This is a genomic window from Streptococcus infantis (assembly GCF_000960085.1).
GTDB classification, from domain to species: Bacteria; Bacillota; Bacilli; order Lactobacillales; family Streptococcaceae; genus Streptococcus; species Streptococcus infantis_C.
The window spans coordinates 1-20,321 of sequence record NZ_JYGT01000005.1 but is presented as its reverse complement, the minus strand read 5'-3'; the positions used below and the strand labels follow the sequence as shown (position 1 = coordinate 20,321).

Here is a 20,321-nt window from a genome sequence, read left to right as displayed (position 1 = left end):
AAATTATGAGACAGTTGGCAAAAGATATCGATCATTTTTTAAATGAGATTATTCTCAAGGCGGAAAATCAGCATGAAATTCTCATTGGTCATTGTACCAGTGATGTAGCCTTGACCAATACCCAGGAGCATATTCTCATGCTTTTATCAGAGGAGTCGCTCACCAACTCTGAGTTGGCGCGTCGTCTCAATGTTAGTCAAGCTGCCGTTACAAAGGCTATCAAATCCCTGGTTAAGGAGGGGATGTTGGAGACATCTAAGGATCCCAAGGATGCTCGTGTTGTCTTCTATCAATTGACAGACTTGGCTCGACCTATTGCTGAGGAACACCACCATCATCATGAACATACCCTCTCGGCTTATGAGCAGGTTGCCACTCAGTTCACACCAAACGAACAAAAAATTATCCAGCGGTTTTTAACTGCTTTAGTAGGAGAAATCAAGTAATGAGATACATCACAGTAGAGGATTTGTCCTTCTATTATGACAAGGAACCTGTGCTTGAGCATATCAATTACAGTGTTGATAGTGGAGAATTTGTCACACTGACAGGAGAAAATGGAGCGGCAAAGACTACTCTTATCAAAGCTAGTCTAGGTATTTTACAACCGAGAATTGGGAAAGTAACCATCTCAAAGACAAATATTCATGGGAAAAAGCTAAGAATTGCCTATCTTCCTCAGCAGATTGCAAGTTTTAATGCGGGCTTTCCAAGTACTGTTTATGAGTTTGTCAAATCAGGTCGCTACCCAAGAAAGGGCTGGTTCCGTCGTTTGAATGCCCATGATGAAGAACACATCAAGGCTAGTTTAAACTCAGTTGGTATGTGGGAACATCGGGACAAACGCATTGGTTCCCTCTCTGGTGGGCAAAAGCAAAGGGCTGTTATCGCACGTATGTTTGCTTCGGATCCAGATATCTTTATCTTGGATGAGCCAACGACAGGGATGGATGCGGGAACCAAGAATGAATTTTATGAGCTCATGCACCATAGTGCCCACCATCATGGCAAGGCTGTTTTGATGATTACTCACGATCCGGAAGAAGTTAAGGATTACGCAGATCGCAATATCCACCTGGTCCGAGACCAAGATTCGCCATGGCGTTGTTTCAATGTCCATGAAAGTGACCAGGAGGTGGAGCATGCTTAATCTCTTGTCTTATGATTTTATGCAGCGAGCATTTTTGGCTGTTATTGCCATGAGTCTCTTTTCACCAGTACTTGGAACCTTCCTCATCTTGCGTCGACAAAGTCTCATGAGTGATACACTGAGTCACGTCTCGCTTTCGGGTGTTGCCTTTGGTTTGGTTTTAGGGATTTCTCCGACCATCTCAACCATTGCCATTGTCTTGATTGCAGCGGTCTTCCTTGAGTATCTCCGCACGGTTTATAAAAGCTTTATGGAGATTGGGACAGCCATTCTCATGTCTACAGGACTTGCAGTTTCACTTATTGTGATGAGCAAGGGTAAGAGTTCTAGCTCTATGAGTTTGGACCAATACCTCTTTGGTTCTATCGTGACTATTAGTCAAGAGCAGGTAATAGGTCTCTTTATCATTGCAGCAGTTGTATTGGTCTTAACCTTCCTCTTTTTGAGACCCATGTATATCCTAACCTTTGACGAGGATACAGCTTTTGTCGATGGTCTTCCAGTGCGTACCATGTCTATCCTCTTTAACATGGTAACGGGTGTGGCCATTGCGCTCATGATTCCAGCCGCAGGAGCACTCTTGGTATCGACCATCATGGTCCTACCAGCTAGTATCGCGTTGCGTTTAGGGAAGAACTTTAGTTCAGTGATGATTCTTGCGAGTGCCATTGGTTTTCTAGGCATGGTTGCGGGACTTTATATCTCCTATTATGCAGAGACACCTCCTAGTGCAAGTATCACCCTTATCTTTGTAGTTGTCTTCTTGTTAGTCAGCTTACTCAAACGTTTTATCAAATAGGAGAAGTAAATGAAAAAACTAGGCCTACTTTTGGCAAGTCTTGTGACAGTTTTCTTAGTCGCCTGTTCCAATCAAAAACAGGCAGATGGGAAATTACACATCGTCACAACTTTCTATCCTGTCTACGAATTTACCAAGCAAGTAGCAGGAGATACAGCCAATGTCGAGCTCTTGATTGGGGCTGGGACAGAACCACATGACTATGAACCATCGCCTAAGGCAGTCGCTAAAATCCAAGACGCCGATGCCTTTGTTTATGAAAATGAGAACATGGAAACATGGGTTCCAAAACTTTTAGATTCACTAGATGAGAAAAAAGTAAAAACAATCAAGGCTACTAGAGATATGTTGCTTCTTCCAGGTAGTGAAGAAGAGGAAGACCATGATCATGGTGAAGAAGGCCATCATCACGAGTATGACCCTCATGTATGGTTGTCTCCTGCGCGTGCAATCAAACTTGTAGAGCACATCCGTGATAGTCTTTCAGCTGACTATCCAGATAAGAGGGCGACTTTTGAGCAAAATGCAGCAGCCTATATCGAAAAACTACAAGCCTTAGATAAGGCTTATGCTGAAGGACTTTCTAATGCTAAGCAAAAGAGTTTTGTGACTCAACACGCTGCCTTTCGTTACCTAGCCTTAGATTACGGACTCAATCAAGTCTCTATCTCAGGTCTTTCACCAGATGCGGAGCCTTCAGCAAGCCGTTTGGCAGAATTGACCGAGTACATCAAGAAAAACAAAATCTCTTATATATACTTTGAAGAAAATGCTTCTCAAGCCCTAGCCAATACCCTCTCAAAAGAAACAGGAGTGAAGTTAGATGTTCTGAATCCTCTTGAAAGCTTGACCGAAGAGGACATGAAGGCTGGAGAAAACTATATCTCTGTCATGGAGAAAAACCTCAAGTCTCTCAAGCAGACAACTGATCAGGCAGGAGCAGAGATTGAACCAGAAAAGGCAGAGGAAACTAAAACCGTTCAAAATGGCTACTTTGAGGATGCAGATGTTAAGGATCGTACTTTGAGTGATTATGCTGGCAACTGGCAGTCAGTCTATCCTTTCCTTGAAAATGGGACTCTTGACCAAGTATTTGACTACAAGGCTAAATTGACTGGTAAGATGACCAAGGATGAGTATAAGGCCTACTATCAAAAGGGTTACCAAACAGACGTGACCAAGATTAACATCACGGATAACACTATGGAATTCATCCAAGGTGGCCAAAGTAAGAAATATACTTACAAGTATGTCGGCAAGAAAATCTTGACTTATAAGAAAGGGAATCATGGAGTACGCTTCCTCTTTGAAGCGACTGATGCAGACGCCGGACAATTCAAGTATGTTCAATTCAGCGACCACAATATTGCTCCAGTCAAGGCAGAGCATTTCCATATCTTCTTTGGAGGCACTAGCCAAGAAGCCCTCTTTGAAGAGATGGACAACTGGCCAACTTACTATCCAGATGGCTTATCAGGTCAAGAGATTGCCCAAGAAATGTTGGCTCATTAAATCCAAACAATCCTTCCTACATGGGGAGGATTGTTCTTGTTTTATCAGCGTTGAGCTTTTGGATTGACATTAGCTGAGAGGGGAGTATAACAGATGTAACAATAAAAGTTACAACAAAGGAACTTTTCTATGGTTTACGAATATAATAGTCGCATTCATTTGGCTGAAGTAGCTTTAAATGTCAAGGACTTAGAAAGTCAGACAGCATTTTATCATCAATTGCTAGGTTTGGAAATAGTACATCAATCGGAAGAGGAGGTTCTCTTAGGTGCGGGAGAAAAACCGCTTGTGAAGCTTATTCAAACAGAAAATACAGGCAATCCTAAGCAGAGCTACGGTCTTTACCATATGGCCTTGCTTTTGCCGACTCGTGAAGATTTGGCTAATGTTTTTAAACACTTGTTAGACTTAAAGATCCCATTAGTTGGTGGAGCTGATCATGGTTATAGTGAGGCAATCTATTTAGAGAACTTAGAGGGTAATGGGATTGAACTCTACAGAGATAAACCGATGACAGACTGGGATATTCGTGAGGATGGCCGTATTATCGGTGTGACAGAAGAACTCTCTGCTCAAGATATCTACCAACTAGGAAAAGAAATAGAGCCTTTTGCAATCGCAGGAGGCACTCGCATGGGTCATGTTCACCTATCCGTTAAGAATAGCCGAGAAGCGAGTGCATTCTACCAAGAGTCTCTTGGTCTTGAAGATAAATTCACGATTCCACATGCCAGTTGGATTGCATCGGGAGATTACCATCATCATCTAGCAGTTAATGAATGGGGAGGTAAAAACTTAGCTCCTCGTGAGCAAGGAATGGCAGGCCTAGCCTACTATGTAGTTGAAGTTGAGAATAAAGAGTATTTGGTCAATTTGTTTGCGCAAGCACAGGATCGGCACGGGCAGCTTCAGTGGATTTCCTCTTCAGAGTTCTCTATTACAGATAAAGATGGGCTTGTTACTCATGTGAGAGTGGGGGCTAGAAGACTTTGACTACTAAAAAAGTGATACTTTTGACAAAGCCCTTTATTAGAGATATAATGTAGAAAAATCGTTTAAGGATAAAGAGATGACAAAATCAAAGTACATTACACGCCTCAAACGCTCAGAAGGTCAATTGCGTGGCATCCAAAAGATGATGGAGGAAGAGCGTGATTGTGTCGATATCATTACTCAATTAACAGCAGTTCGATCCAGTGTTGATCGTATTATTGAACTGATGATAACGGAGAATTTAACAGCTTGCATTAACGACCCTCTAGAGGATCCTCAAGCACAGAAGGAAAGATTGGAAAAGGCAGTTAAATACTTGATTAAACGCAAGTAATTAAAAATAGACGTTTCTTCTAAATAGTGATTAAATGATTAAAAGAGCAGTTGGTTTTCTTGGAATTAGACCAATTGCTCTTTTTGAATTTTATTTATTCTACATCACCAGGCCATTGGTTCATGCCGCCTTCTACATTGGTAACGGTGAGGCCTTGGGCGCTGAGAAATTGACAGGCAGAGGCAGAACGTACTCCACCTTGACAGATGACATGGTATTCATGGTCAGGTTTGAGTTCTTTGTAGCCTTGCTCCAAGGTACTTAACGGAAGATTTTTGGCAGCTGGTGCATGTCCTGCTTGGAATTCATGTACTTCACGGACATCGATAAGATCTAGATTTTCATTTTGATATTTTTCATAAAAGTCAGCCATGCTGATATTAGTTACCATATTCTACTCCTTCTGGGTTAGCCATTTTGTATAGTGAATAAGCGCCGTCAAGGTTTTGGACGGTAAATCCTGCTTGCTTGAGGATACGCTCTGCGATATAGCTGCGCAAACCACTGTGACAGCTAACGATGTAGGCTTGGTTCTTGTCTAGTTCATCCAAGCGTTCCCGTAGTTCGTTTAGGGGGATGTGGATGGTGTCAACCTTAAGTCGACCACTTTGGTATTCGCTACTGGTCCGTACATCCAGGAATTTCTTGCCAGTAGCTATTTCATCTTCTAGCTGGTACCACTGTATATTGTCGCTCAGACCTTCGATAAGGTTTAAGGCTGCGTATCCCAGCATATTTACTGGATCTTTGGCAGAACCAAATGGTGGTGCATAGGTGAACTCTAACTCTGGCAAGTCAAAGACGGTGAGATTTGCCTTGATAGCAGTTGCTAGGATATCGATTCTCTTGTCAACACCTTTCTTCCCAACTCCTTGGGCGCCATAGATTTTGCCACTGGTTGGGTCAAAGAGGAGCTTTAAGGTCATATCAGTAGCACCTGGATAATAACCAGCGTGGTCTTTCCCGCTGACATGAATTGCCTTGTATGGGAGTTGATTGTCACTAAGAGTGCGCTCGCTAAGACCTGTCGAAGCAGCGGAATACCAAAAGCACGAACGATAGCAGTACCGATACTACCCTTGTTTTTGCGCTCCATTCCAGCAATTATGTCTGCCACTTGACGTCCTTGACGGTTTACAGGAGAAGCTAGTGAGATGATAGTATCTTCCATGAGGCGTCTGAGACGAGTCGCCACTGACATACCACCTGCAACTCATCCAACAATGATAATCTTCATTGAGTTTCTTCCTTTTAGTTCTATATAGTTTCGCCTGTCCAAGCGATCATACCGCCTCGGACGTTGATAACATGATAGCCTTTTTTCTTGAGCTTTTTAGCAGCCATCTTACTTCGGATACCAGAATGACAGATGACATAGAGAGTTTCTTTTGTCGCAGGTGTGTAAGATCCGATTTCGGTTAGAGGAATATTCTTTGCATTTTTGATATGACCTTTACGGAATTCCGTAGGCGTCCGAACGTCCAATAGCTGAATCGGTTCCTTGAGTTTAGCTTCTAATTCGCTGGTAGAAATACTATCAATTTTTGTAAATAAGTAAAACATAGGCACCTCCAAATATACCCGCACAGGGTATATTAAACCACTAAGAAGTGCTTTTGTCAAGCAAGTTGAATTGATCAGCATTCTTTCTTATTTAGAAAAATTTTTGTGCTTTTCCAGTATGTTAGATGATCCCCTACAAACAAGGGAGAATCGTTTTTTCAGTTGGTTGGCAGGATATATCATACAAGTGATTCTAATTATTCAAGAACGAACCTCTGAAAACAATCTTTTCAGAAACAACTTACAACTATACCAAAGCAAGAAAAAACCGTCAAAGGACTTGAAAAATTAGAGAAAATCGGGTATAATATAAGTAATCATTTGTCGTAGGTTTTGTCTGAAATATTGTCCGGACAAGGCTCACAGCAGTTAAATCTCCTGAAAAAAGTCGGATTTAACTGCTCTTTTTGTGCTTTTTTTCGGTATTTTTTGCATCTGTAACAGAGATTTAAAGATTCTGAAAAATTAGTCAAGGGGGATAAGTTGATAGGGGTTTTAGAACCATTAAACGATAATTATTAGCTTAGGCGACTAAGCTTGGAACTTTATTTACAAAGGAGAATCATCTTGGCAGGACATGACGTTCAATACGGGAAACATCGTACCCGTCGTAGTTTTTCAAGAATCAAAGAAGTTCTTGACTTACCAAATTTGATTGAAATTCAAACTGATTCATTTAAAGATTTCCTAGACCATGGTCTAAAGGAAGTGTTTGAAGATGTATTGCCAATTTCAAACTTCACAGAAACAATGGAGTTGGAATTTGTTGGCTACGAAATCAAAGAACCTAAATATACGCTTGAAGAAGCTCGCATCCATGATGCTAGTTATTCAGCACCAATCTTTGTAACTTTCCGCTTGATTAACAAAGAAACTGGCGAAATCAAAACTCAAGAAGTCTTCTTTGGTGATTTCCCAATCATGACTGAGATGGGTACTTTCATCATCAACGGTGGTGAACGTATTATCGTATCACAGTTGGTGCGTTCTCCAGGTGTTTACTTTAATGATAAGGTAGACAAAAACGGTAAAGTGGGCTACGGTTCAACTGTTATCCCTAACCGTGGAGCTTGGTTGGAACTTGAAAGCGACTCAAAAGACATCGCCTACACTCGTATCGACCGTACTCGTAAAATTCCATTTACGACCTTGGTTCGTGCACTTGGTTTCTCAGGTGATGACGAAATCTTTGATATCTTTGGTGACAGCGAGTTGGTTCGCAACACTGTTGAAAAAGATATCCATAAAAACCCAATGGACTCTCGTACAGACGAAGCTTTGAAAGAAATTTATGAGCGTCTTCGTCCAGGTGAACCAAAAACTGCTGAGAGTTCACGTACCTTACTTGTGGCTCGTTTCTTCGACCCACGTCGTTATGACTTGGCAGCCGTTGGACGTTACAAGATTAACAAGAAATTAAATATTAAAACTCGTTTGCTCAACCAAACAATCGCTGAACCATTGGTGGACCCTGAAACTGGTGAAATTTTGGTTGAAAAAGGTACTGTCATGACTCGCGATGTCATCGAAAGCATCGAAAGTCACTTGGATGGTGATTTGAACAAGATTGTCTACACTCCAAATGACTCAGCTGTTTTGACAGAACCAGTCGTACTCCAAAAATTCAAGGTTGTAGCACCAACTGATCCAGATCGTGTTGTAACAATCATCGGTAATGCAAATCCAGACGATAAAGTTCGCACAATCACTCCTGCAGATATCCTCGCTGAGATGAGCTACTTCCTCAACTTGGCTGAAGGTATCGGTCGTGTTGATGATATTGACCACCTTGGAAACCGTCGTATCCGTGCTGTTGGTGAATTGCTTGCCAACCAAGTACGTCTTGGACTTTCACGTATGGAACGTAACGTTCGTGAACGTATGTCTGTTCAAGATAACGAAGTGTTAACACCTCAACAAATCATTAACATCCGTCCAGTGACTGCGGCGATCAAAGAATTCTTTGGTTCGTCACAATTGTCACAGTTCATGGACCAACACAACCCACTTTCTGAGTTGTCACACAAACGTCGTTTGTCTGCCTTAGGACCTGGTGGTTTGACACGTGACCGCGCTGGATATGAAGTGCGTGACGTGCACTATACTCACTATGGACGTATGTGTCCAATCGAAACACCTGAAGGACCAAACATCGGTTTGATCAACAACTTGTCTTCATACGGACATCTCAACAAGTATGGTTTCATTCAAACACCATACCGTAAAGTTGACCGTGCAACTGGTAAAGTTACCAACGAAATCGTTTGGTTGACTGCCGATGAAGAAGATGAATACACAGTAGCACAGGCTAATTCTAAATTGAACGCAGACGGCACTTTTGCTGAAAAAGTTGTCATGGGACGTCACCAAGGGGTTAACCAAGAATATCCAGCATCAAGTGTTGACTACATGGACGTTTCTCCGAAACAGGTAGTTGCCGTTGCGACAGCATGTATTCCTTTCTTGGAAAACGATGACTCCAACCGTGCCCTCATGGGTGCCAACATGCAACGTCAGGCTGTGCCTTTGATTGATCCTAAAGCGCCTTTCGTTGGTACTGGTATGGAATACCAAGCAGCCCATGACTCAGGAGCTGCAGTTATTGCGCAACATGGTGGTAAGGTTACCTATGCGGATGCGGACAAGGTAGAAGTTCGTCGTGAAGATGGGTCTCTTGATGTTTACCATATCCAAAAATTCCGTCGTTCAAACTCAGGTACTGCTTATAACCAACGTACCCTCGTTCGAGTTGGTGACGTCATCGAAAAAGGTGACTTTATCGCTGATGGACCTTCTATGGAAAAAGGTGAAATGGCGCTTGGACAAAACCCAATCGTTGCCTACATGACATGGGAAGGTTACAACTTTGAGGATGCCGTTATCATGAGCGAACGCTTGGTGAAAGATGATGTCTATACATCTGTCCACCTCGAAGAATACGAATCAGAAACACGTGATACAAAGCTTGGGCCTGAAGAAATCACTCGTGAAATTCCAAACGTTGGTGAAGATGCCCTTAAGGACCTTGACGAAATGGGTATCATCCGTATCGGTGCTGAGGTTAAAGAAGGGGATATCCTTGTAGGTAAAGTAACACCTAAAGGTGAAAAAGACCTTTCTGCTGAAGAACGTCTCTTGCACGCTATCTTCGGAGATAAGTCTCGTGAAGTTCGTGACACTTCTCTTCGTGTACCTCACGGTGCCGATGGTGTAGTTCGTGATGTTAAGATCTTTACACGTGCAAATGGAGATGAGTTGCAATCAGGTGTTAACATGCTGGTTCGCGTCTACATCGCTCAAAAACGTAAGATCAAGGTCGGAGATAAGATGGCCGGACGTCACGGAAACAAAGGGGTTGTCTCTCGTATCGTTCCTGTAGAAGACATGCCTTATCTTCCAGATGGAACTCCAGTCGATATCATGTTGAACCCTCTTGGGGTACCATCACGTATGAATATCGGTCAGGTTATGGAACTTCACCTTGGTATGGCAGCTCGTACACTTGGTATTCACATCGCAACACCAGTCTTTGACGGAGCAAGTTCAGAAGACCTCTGGGACACTGTTAAAGAAGCAGGTATGGATAGTGATGCCAAGACAATCCTTTACGATGGACGTACTGGAGAACCATTTGATAACCGTGTGTCAGTTGGTGTCATGTATATGATCAAACTTCACCACATGGTTGATGATAAATTGCACGCTCGTTCAGTCGGACCATACTCAACCGTCACCCAACAACCACTCGGAGGTAAAGCTCAGTTTGGTGGACAACGTTTCGGTGAGATGGAGGTTTGGGCGCTTGAAGCCTATGGTGCGTCAAATGTCCTTCAAGAAATCTTGACTTACAAATCTGACGATATCAACGGACGTTTGAAAGCTTATGAAGCTATTACTAAAGGAAAACCAATTCCAAAACCAGGTGTTCCAGAATCATTCCGAGTTCTTGTAAAAGAATTGCAATCTCTTGGTCTTGACATGCGTGTCCTTGACGAAGATGATCAAGAAGTGGAACTTCGTGACCTTGATGAAGGAATGGACGAAGATGTCATCCACGTAGATGACCTTGAAAAAGCCCGCGAAAGAGCAGCTCAAGAGGCAAAAGCAGCCTTTGAAGCTGAAGAAAATGCAAAAGCGGAAGCAACAGAAGAAGCTGCTGAACAAGAATAAGCAGTTCACTTAAAATAGAAAGGGAAGAAATAGTGGTTGATGTAAATCGTTTTAAAAGTATGCAAATCACACTAGCTTCTCCAAGCAAAGTCCGTTCATGGTCTTATGGAGAAGTCAAAAAACCTGAAACAATCAATTACCGTACGTTGAAACCAGAACGTGAAGGGCTCTTTGACGAAGTGATCTTTGGTCCTACAAAAGACTGGGAATGTGCTTGTGGTAAATACAAACGCATTCGCTACAGAGGGATTGTTTGTGACCGTTGTGGTGTTGAAGTAACGCGTACAAAAGTTCGTCGTGAACGTATGGGACACATCGAGTTGAAAGCTCCTGTATCTCATATCTGGTATTTCAAGGGGATTCCAAGCCGTATGGGCTTGACCCTTGATATGAGCCCTCGTGCCCTCGAGGAAGTTATCTACTTTGCTGCTTACGTGGTGATCGATCCAAAAGATACACCACTTGAGCACAAATCTATCATGACAGAGCGTGAATACCGTGAACGCTTGCGTGAATATGGTCAAGGATCATTCGTTGCCAAAATGGGTGCAGAAGCGATCCAAGACCTTTTGAAACAAGTTGATCTTGAAAAAGAAATTGCTGAACTCAAAGAAGAGTTGAAAACAGCTACTGGACAAAAACGTGTCAAAGCAATCCGCCGTTTGGATGTTTTAGATGCTTTTTACAAGTCTGGAAATAAACCTGAATGGATGATTCTCAATATCCTTCCAGTTATTCCACCAGATCTTCGTCCAATGTTGCAGTTGGATGGTGGCCGTTTTGCCTCATCTGACTTGAATGACCTTTACCGCCGTGTTATCAACCGTAACAACCGTTTGGCTCGTTTGCTTGAGTTGAATGCACCAGGTATTATCGTTCAAAACGAAAAACGTATGTTGCAAGAAGCAGTTGATGCTTTGATTGACAATGGTCGTCGTGGTCGTCCAATCACAGGACCAGGTAGTCGTCCGCTTAAGTCATTGAGCCACATGCTCAAAGGTAAACAAGGACGTTTCCGTCAAAACTTGCTCGGTAAACGTGTTGACTTCTCAGGACGTTCCGTTATCGCCGTTGGTCCAACACTTAAGATGTACCAATGTGGTGTGCCACGTGAAATGGCAATCGAGCTCTTTAAGCCATTCGTGATGCGTGAAATCGTAGCTCGTGATATCGTGCAAAACGTGAAAGCTGCGAAACGTTTGGTAGAACGTGGAGATGAACGTATCTGGGATATCCTCGAAGAAGTGATCAAAGAACACCCAGTGCTTTTGAACCGCGCACCTACCCTTCACCGTTTGGGTATCCAAGCCTTTGAGCCTGTCTTGATTGACGGTAAAGCCCTTCGCTTGCACCCACTTGTCTGTGAAGCCTACAATGCCGACTTTGACGGTGACCAAATGGCCATCCACGTACCGCTTTCAGAAGAAGCCCAAGCAGAAGCACGTATCTTGATGCTTGCGGCTGAGCACATCTTGAATCCGAAAGATGGTAAACCAGTTGTTACACCATCTCAGGACATGGTTTTGGGTAACTACTACTTGACTATGGAAGAAGCAGGTCGTGAAGGTGAAGGAATGGTCTTCAAAGACCGTGACGAAGCTGTCATGGCTTACCGCAATGGTTATGTTCACCTTCATTCACGTGTAGGTATCGCAACTGATAGCTTGAATAAACCATGGACAGAAGAGCAAAAACACAAAATCTTGCTTACAACTGTTGGTAAAATCCTCTTCAACGATATCATGCCAGAAGGTCTACCTTACTTGCAAGAGCCAACAAATGCGAACTTGACAGAAGGTGTTCCTGCTAAGTACTTCTTGCCATTAGGTGGGAATATCAAGGAAGCTATTAGCCAACTTGAAATTAACGCCCCATTCAAGAAGAAAAACCTTGGAAATATCATCGCTGAAATCTTCAAACGTTTCCGTACGACTGAGACTTCTGCCCTACTTGACCGTATGAAGAACCTCGGTTACCACCACTCAACTCTTGCTGGTTTGACAGTGGGTATTGCCGATATCCCAGTCGTTGAAGACAAGGCTGAAATCATCGAAGAATCACATAAACGTGTAGAACAAATCACGAAACAATTCCGTCGTGGTATGATCACAGATGACGAGCGCTATAACGCTGTTACAGCTGAATGGCGTGCTGCCCGTGAAAAATTGGAGAAACGTTTGGTTGCTAACCAAGATCCTAAGAACCCAATCGTTATGATGATGGACTCTGGAGCCCGTGGTAACATCTCAAACTTCTCACAGCTTGCCGGTATGCGTGGTCTGATGGCTGCTCCGAACGGACGTATCATGGAATTGCCAATCCTTTCAAACTTCCGCGAAGGTTTGTCAGTACTTGAAATGTTCTTCTCAACTCACGGTGCTCGTAAAGGTATGACCGATACGGCCCTTAAGACAGCCGACTCAGGTTACTTGACTCGTCGTTTGGTTGACGTTGCCCAAGATGTTATCATCCGTGAGGATGACTGTGGAACAGATCGTGGTCTCTTGATTCGTTCTATTACAGAAGGTAAAGAGATGATTGAGTCTCTCGAAGAGCGTCTCAATGGTCGTTACACTAAGAAAACTGTTAAACACCCAGAAACTGGTGCGGTTATCATTGGTCCAAATGAATTGATTACAGAAGACAAGGCTCGTGAAATCGTCAATGCCGGTGTCGAAGAAGTAACCATCCGCTCAGTATTTACATGTAACACTCGTCATGGTGTCTGCCGTCACTGTTACGGTATTAACTTGGCAACTGGTGATGCGGTTGAAGTTGGTGAAGCAGTTGGTACAATCGCTGCCCAATCTATCGGGGAACCTGGTACACAGCTTACAATGCGTACCTTCCACACGGGTGGGGTTGCCTCAAATACCGATATCACTCAGGGTCTTCCTCGTGTCCAAGAAATCTTTGAAGCCCGCAATCCTAAAGGGGAAGCGGTCATCACAGAAGTCAAAGGGGAAGTTACAGCAATCGAAGAAGATGCTTCAACTCGTACTAAGAAAGTCTTCGTTAAAGGTGAAACTGGCGAAGGCGAATACGTGGTACCATTCACAGCCCGTATGCGTGTTGAAGTTGGGGACCAAGTCTCTCGTGGTGCAGCATTGACAGAAGGTTCTATCCAACCAAAACGTCTCCTTGCTGTACGTGATGTCTTGTCAGTTGAAACCTACCTACTTGGTGAAGTACAAAAAGTTTACCGTAGCCAAGGGGTGGAAATCGGTGACAAACACATCGAGGTAATGGTTCGTCAAATGATCCGTAAAGTCCGCGTCATGGATCCAGGAGATACAGACCTTCTCATGGGTACTCTCATGGATATCAACGACTTTACAGATGCCAACAAAGATGTTCTTATTGCAGGCGGTGTTCCAGCGACTGGTCGTCCAGTTCTTATGGGAATTACCAAAGCCTCACTTGAAACAAATAGTTTCTTGTCAGCTGCTTCCTTCCAGGAAACAACGCGTGTCCTTACAGATGCGGCTATCCGTGGTAAGAAAGACCATCTCCTTGGTCTCAAGGAAAATGTTATCATCGGTAAGATCATCCCAGCTGGTACTGGTATGGCTCGCTACCGTAACCTTGAACCACAAGCAGTCAACGAAGAGTCACTCCTAGCAGATTCACAAGAAGAAGCTCCAGTAGATACTTCTACGGAAACGGTTGAAGTTGGAGAATAAGTATATAAGTCTGCACAAAAAGAGGGTCATCCCTCTTTTTGCACGTATAAATACTGAAAATTCTATGTATATTTTCTAGAAAAATGATAGTAAATTGAAATAAAAAAAACATTACTTTTAATTTTCAAAATAGTGAGCAAAACGCTTTAAAAATAAGTATAATAGTGCTAAAATAAGACGTTGCTTGTTTAGTGAATTGTTAAAAACAATGCATAAAAATATAACAATATATACACTCCCGAAAGGGGAATGGAGGAAAAATCGTGAAAAATGATTTGTTTAATGATCGTATCAGTCGATTTTCGATTCGTAAGTTACATGTAGGAGTTTGCTCAGTCTTACTTGGAACATTAGTTATGCTCGGAACAGCTGCAAACGTTAGTGCGGATGAAGCTGTAGAGGACAAAAAAGTTGACGGAGTTGCAGCTACAACAGAAGTAGACAAAGCTGAAGCTCCTGTAACTACAGAAGCAGCACCTGCTAAAGAAGTAACTTATAAAGCAGAAGCAGCACCTGCAGTTTCTACTGAAGTAAAACCTGAGCTAAATCGCGAAAAATTGGCAGCTTACGTTGCTGAAATTGAAGCAAACGTGGCAAATGGTAAATACAGCAATAAGACAAATGAAAGTATTGAAGTATTGAAGCTAAATCTTGAGAATGCTAAAAATATTCTTGAGACTGCTACAAGTCAAGCTGAACTAGATGTAGCATATCAATCACTTGTAACAACTGTTAATACTAAACTTAAAAATAAAGAAAAAACTGCAGTTGAAGAGAAAGTTGTAGTCGAAGAAAAAATAGAGACCGTAGAAAAGTCACAAGCAACTACGGGAAAAACTGCAGAAAACACAACACCAGCTGAAGGTACAAACTCAATTGCGAATACTGGTAAAAATGACCCTCGTAATGGCAAAGAGATTGACAAAAACACAGCCTTCCGTGCTGATACAGCGACAGCTACTGGAATAGGTGCAGACGTTGAAGACGCAACATCAACTCCTAAGGCTGAAAAACCAGGATATTCAACACTATCAGCTAAAGAGTTCACGAAACAGATCAACTGGCTTGATTTTGGCGATACTGCAAATTGGACCAACACAACTACAGGAGACAATGGTCAAACAGCTCTCCAAGTTGGTTCAACCTATACAAAAGAAATTATGCCTGGATATGTAGTTACTGTAAAAGTGAAGTCTTTGAAACCCTTCCAAGCAACTGAAATTTATAAGAAGCGTATGGAGGAGCGAGGCGCAACTGCTGAAGAAAAAGCTACCTATGATCCAAATGCAAAAAATGGTGTTGTAAGTGGAGTTATGACACCAGCTACTAAAGAAGCGTTTAAAAATGGTGAAGAAGCAAAAATTATCGCCGATCCTCAGAATCGTTGGACAGAGATTCGACAGGAAGGTATTAATACTGGTACAAAGCAAACCACAATTGGTTCTGAACTCAATGGTTCCAATATCGGTGTACAATTTGAAATTTCTGCTACATTTAGAGGCAAATCTGTTAAGCCAGCAGTAGTTATGGCAGATGGAGAATCAGCCAATCCTGGTGAATTGGTTCTATTCACAACAAATGGTACGGGTTGGCAACATGTCGGAGAATGGAAAAAAGGTCCAAACGGTCAACCTTATGTAGTTCAAGACACAAATTACCTTTTTGATCCTGCGAATGGATTCATTAATAACAAACCGGTTAAAGTTAATGGAGCTAAGCTTAATGGACTAAATTTGCAACTTCTGATTAAATCGGATCAAGTTGGTCCAGATAAGAAACCAGTCGCATGGAAGTACTTTGGTAGTGCTGATTTGACAACAGGTGGTCTTGGAACTGGCGTGTTTGGACCAAATTATTCATCCGGTAACGTTTCAGTACCTTTGGTTATGACGCGCGGGGCATCTGAGATTGGCTTGTATATTGCTTCGTCTGGTAAACAAGCAGCTATGCTTGGTTTCTTCCCGCTTGATGAGGGAGATGCACCGGAAAGTTATGGCAAAGCTTCTCATGCGATTGGAACAGTAGACGGAGTTACTGGTGGGAAGGTAAGTCAACCATACTTGGGAGATGTTAGCCCAGATATGGATGAAAACAACAAGGGCGATTGGGAAGGTGACGACAAATCGGTTACTGCTGACGAAGGAATCGACCAACTCTTACCAGATGACTTGAAGGGCGCGACTAATGAGATGATCAAGCTAGATCGTACTCGTCCAGGAAACTATACTTTGAAGGTTGAAGCCCATACAGATGGAGCAGATAAAGCTTATCTATATGGTTGGATTGACTTTAACCAAAACGGTAAGTTCGACGATAACGAACGCTCTGATCTTGCGACAATCACACAAGATGGTACTGTTGAGTTGAAATTCAACAACGGTAAGGCGATTACAGATCCAAGTGTTACTGAGCTTGGTGTTCGTGTCCGTATTGCCAAAGATGCAAAAGAGATTGAAAGTCCAACAGGCTTGGCTCTATCTGGTGAGGTAGAAGACTTCAAGACTCAAGTAACCTTCCCACCAAAAGGTGAGCGCAAGGAAACAAGTGATGTTCAAGGAGCTAAACAAAGCTCAACTATTGCCTTTACTCCACAAGGATTAGCTAAATATAGCCGTACTCAAAAAGCAGTCATCGACGAAAAAGTTGCACCAGTCATGGTCGACAACAAGACGAAACAAGTCGTGACTCCTGGAGCAGATGGTTATTACGCAGTAGCTGGTCAAGGTAAATACAAGATCACTGCTAATGGTAAGGACGTTGATGTAGAATTCATCCCAGAAGACAACTTTGTCGGAACTGCAGATGGTATCTCAATCCGTCGTACAGACAGCAATGGTAACGATACTGATTGGAACTCTAAAGACAAAACAGCTCTTCCTTCAATCAATGAAGTCTTGGATAACATGGATGGTCTTTACATCCCTACTGTAACTCCAAAAGATCTTGAGGGTATTAATAAAACATCTTCTGATGTTCAAGGTGCTACGCAGACAGGTACTCCTGAATTTGAATTAGAGGGCACTAACAGTAATGGTGAAAAAGTTAAAGTAACACCAGAATTTGATTATCCAGCTAAGTTTGTCAGTCCTACAACTGGCATGGTAATCAATGATCCTGTTCTAACTGTAGAAGGAGAAGGTATTTACTACCTAGATGAGTTAACTGGAAAAGTTACATTTGTGCCGGAACCAGGGTTTACTGGAACTGCTAAGGGTGTAACCTTGTCTCTAACTGCTCCAGTTGGTCGCGATAAGAACGGGGATGCTCCAGCAGAAGCTATTAAGACTGCGACAGCTAAATACATCCCGACTGTAACACCTGTAACAATTACTCCTACTAACAAGGAGTCAGTGGACATTCAAAATGTTCCTCAAACTCAAACTCCAACATTTGATTTGAGTAGTGATAAGACTGCAAAAATCACAAGCAAGAAATTGGTAGATCCAGCAACTGGACAACCTACTGATGAAACAACTGTGACAGTAGCAGGGGAAGGAACATACACAATCGATCCTACTACTGGTGCTGTGACATTTACTCCTGAAAAAGATTTTGTTGGAACTGCTAAAGGGGTAACAGTTCAAGCAACTGCGACTATTACCAATGCTAATGGTAAGACAGCAACAATTACATCAGATGCGACATACACACCGACTGTACTTTCTGCAGCTCCAACGGCACAACCTGCAACATCTAAAGATATTCAGGGAGCTGTACAAACAGGCACACCTACTTTTGCAGGTGCTACAGTTAATGTAAATGGTCAAGACAAACAAATTCCTCTGAAAGAAAATAGCTACAAGCTTTTGGATAATGATGGAAATGAAGTCTCAAACACAACAGCTTACGCTGAAGATGGTACAACACCAATTGGTACATTCACTATCGACTCAGCAACTGGAACTGTAACCTTCACCCCAACTGATAAATCTTATACAGGTAGAGTTACTCCAGTTAAAGTTCAAGCTGAAAGTACAAATGGACTTAAAGTAGATACTACTTACACTCCAGAGATTGTACCAGTAACACCAACGGCGACACCGGCTGAAACAACAAATGTTCAAGGTGCTACTCAAACAGGAAAACCAGAATTTAAAGGTGGTACTGCTGATGTTGACGGTGTTGAAAAGGCTGTAGCCATTAACGAAGCTGTTCCTGCTAAATTTGATGATGGTACAACAAGTAAGAAGGTTGAAGGAGTAGGTACTTACACAGTAGCTCCAGACGGAACAGTTACATTTGTTCCAGAAAAATCATTTGTTGGTAAAGCACCAGCAGTAACAGTAGTTCGTGAAGACATGAACGGAACAAAAGCTTCTGCAACATACACACCAACAGTAACTCCAGTAACACCAACTGCAACACCTGATGAATCAGTAGCCCCTCAAGGTGTAGTTCAAACTGGTACTGTTACATTCACAGAAGGAGATCCAGTTGCTCCAATCGACAAGGATACCATTACCCTTCTTGATGAAAATGGTCAACCAGCAGCTTCAGTAGATGCTAAGTCACCAGACGGTAAGGTTATCGGTACATTCACAGTTGATAAAGCAACAGGTGTTGTAACCTTCACACCAACAGATAAGACATACTCAGGTGATGTCGTTGCCGTTAAGGTTCAAGCGAAGGATGCCAACGGTACCCCAGCTGAAACAACTTACACACCTAAGATTACTCCAGTTGTTCCAACAGCAGAGGATGTAACTTCAAAAGATAAACAAGGTCAAACTCAAACAGGTAAGCCTAAGTTTACAGAAGGCAATCCAAACATTCCAATGGATGATGATACACCAGCTACATTTGAAGATGGTTCAACGACTAAGACAATTCCAGGTGAAGGAACTTACACAGTAGCTCCAGATGGAAGTGTAACCTTCGTACCAGAAAAATCATTCACCGGAACAGGAACAGGCGTAACTGTGAAACGTGTAGATAAGAATGGTACACCAGTAACAGCTAAGTACACACCAACAGTAACTCCTGTAACACCAACAGCGACACCTGCTGAATCAGTAGCTCCTCAAGGTGTTGTTCAAACTGGTACTGTTACATTCACAGAAGGTGATCCAGTTGCACCAATTGATAAGGATACCATTACTCTTCTTGATGAAAATGGTCAACCAGCTGCATCAGTAGTTGCCAAATCACCAGAAGGTAAAGAAATCGGTACCTTCACAGTTGATAAAGCAACAGGTGTTGTAACCTTCACACCAACAGATAAGACATACTCAGGTGATGTAGTTGCCGTTAAGGTTCAAGCGAAGGATGCCAACGGTACCCCAGCTGAAACAACTTACACACCTAAGATTACTCCAGTTGTTCCAACAGCAGAGGATGTAACTTCAAAAGATAAACAAGGTCAAACTCAAACAGGTAAGCCTAAGTTTACAGAAGGCAATCCAAACATTCCAATGGATGATGATACACCAGCTACATTTGAAGATGGTTCAACGACTAAGACAATTCCAGGTGAAGGAACTTACACAGTAGCTCCAGATGGAAGTGTAACCTTCGTACCAGAAAAATCATTCACCGGAACAGGAACAGGCGTAACTGTGAAACGTGTAGATAAGAATGGTACACCAGTAACAGCTAAGTACACACCAACAGTAACTCCTGTAACACCAACAGCGACACCTGCTGAATCAGTAGCTCCTCAAGGTGTTGTTCAAACTGGTACTGTTACATTCACAGAAGGTGATCCAGTTGCACCAATTGATAAGGATACCATTACTCTTCTTGATGAAAATGGTCAACCAGCAGCTTCAGTAGTTGCCAAATCACCAGAAGGTAAAGAAATTGGTACCTTCACAGTTGATAAGGCAACAGGTGTTGTAACCTTCACACCAACTGATAAGACATACTCAGGTGATGTCGTTGCCGTTAAGGTTCAAGCCAAGGATGCCAACGGTACCCCAGCTGAAACAACTTACACACCTAAGATTATTCCAGTTGTTCCAACAGCAGAGGATGTAACTTCAACAGATAAACAAGGCCAAACCCAAACAGGTAAGCCTAAGTTTACAGAAGGAAATCCAAACATTCCAATGGATGATGATACACCTGCAACCTTTGAAGATGGTTCAACGACTAAGACAATTCCAGGCGAAGGAACCT

General features: G+C 42.6%; 11 protein-coding genes and 1 pseudogene. 9 read left to right on the top strand and 3 right to left on the bottom strand.

The genetic code is table 11. The features are described 5' to 3' along the window. Window positions 1-5 precede the first annotated feature (5 nt). The 6 genes from adcR (at window position 6) to TZ94_RS01975 (ending at window position 4,788) form a co-directional block, all read left to right on the top strand. Window positions 6-446, top strand: a complete 441-nt coding sequence (adcR, locus tag TZ94_RS02000; protein WP_045613682.1) for a zinc-dependent transcriptional regulator AdcR — start codon at window positions 6-8, stop codon at window positions 444-446. Further along, a complete protein-coding gene (locus TZ94_RS01995; RefSeq protein WP_045613679.1) occupies window positions 446-1,150 on the top strand; it encodes a metal ABC transporter ATP-binding protein in 705 nt (234 codons plus the stop codon). The genes adcR and TZ94_RS01995 overlap by 1 nt, the downstream gene beginning before the upstream one ends. Beyond that, a complete protein-coding gene (locus tag TZ94_RS01990; RefSeq protein WP_045613677.1) occupies window positions 1,143-1,949 on the top strand; it encodes a metal ABC transporter permease in 807 nt (268 codons plus the stop codon). Before TZ94_RS01995 ends, TZ94_RS01990 begins: the two co-directional genes overlap by 8 nt. A 9-nt stretch (window positions 1,950-1,958) precedes the next feature. Beyond that, window positions 1,959-3,461 carry a zinc ABC transporter substrate-binding protein AdcA gene (locus tag TZ94_RS01985; protein ID WP_045613675.1) on the top strand — a complete coding sequence of 501 codons (1,503 nt, stop codon included), beginning with the start codon at window positions 1,959-1,961 and terminating at the stop codon, window positions 3,459-3,461. A 129-nt stretch (window positions 3,462-3,590) separates the two neighbouring features. Then, on the top strand, window positions 3,591-4,454 hold the full coding sequence (locus TZ94_RS01980; protein WP_045613674.1) for a VOC family protein: 864 nt from the start codon (window positions 3,591-3,593) through the stop codon (window positions 4,452-4,454). A gap of 76 nt (window positions 4,455-4,530) precedes the next feature. Beyond that, entirely contained in the window at window positions 4,531-4,788 is a 258-nt protein-coding gene (locus tag TZ94_RS01975; RefSeq protein ID WP_045613673.1) for a metal-sensitive transcriptional regulator, read from the top strand. Window positions 4,789-4,882: 94 nt separating this feature from the next. Here TZ94_RS01975 and TZ94_RS01970 read toward each other — a convergent pair whose 3' ends face one another. From TZ94_RS01970 to TZ94_RS01960, 3 genes and pseudogenes are all read right to left on the bottom strand, one after another. Next, window positions 4,883-5,179, bottom strand: coding sequence for a rhodanese-like domain-containing protein (locus TZ94_RS01970; protein WP_045613671.1), 297 nt, complete (start codon window positions 5,177-5,179; stop codon window positions 4,883-4,885). After that, a pseudogene (locus TZ94_RS01965) lies at window positions 5,169-5,953 on the bottom strand (rhodanese-like domain-containing protein); the annotation flags it as partial. The pseudogene TZ94_RS01965 and the gene TZ94_RS01970, both read right to left, overlap by 11 nt. 92 nt (window positions 5,954-6,045) lie before the next feature. Next, window positions 6,046-6,351: a rhodanese-like domain-containing protein gene (locus TZ94_RS01960; protein ID WP_045613670.1), complete on the bottom strand. Its 306-nt coding sequence runs from the start codon at window positions 6,349-6,351 to the stop codon at window positions 6,046-6,048. 567 nt (window positions 6,352-6,918) lie between these two features. On the opposite strand from TZ94_RS01960, the gene TZ94_RS01955 reads away from it, so the two are divergent. The 3 genes from TZ94_RS01955 to TZ94_RS01945 all read left to right on the top strand — a co-directional run. Further along, window positions 6,919-10,521, top strand: a complete 3,603-nt coding sequence (locus TZ94_RS01955; protein ID WP_045613669.1) for a DNA-directed RNA polymerase subunit beta — start codon at window positions 6,919-6,921, stop codon at window positions 10,519-10,521. Between the two features lie 32 nt (window positions 10,522-10,553). After that, window positions 10,554-14,204 (top strand): DNA-directed RNA polymerase subunit beta', encoded by a 3,651-nt coding sequence (gene rpoC / locus TZ94_RS01950; RefSeq protein WP_045613667.1) that lies wholly within the window; start codon window positions 10,554-10,556, stop codon window positions 14,202-14,204. 263 nt (window positions 14,205-14,467) lie between these two features. Then, window positions 14,468-20,321 (top strand): CshA/CshB family fibrillar adhesin-related protein (locus TZ94_RS01945; protein WP_045613666.1); only part of this gene is annotated, 5,854 nt, incomplete at its 3' end.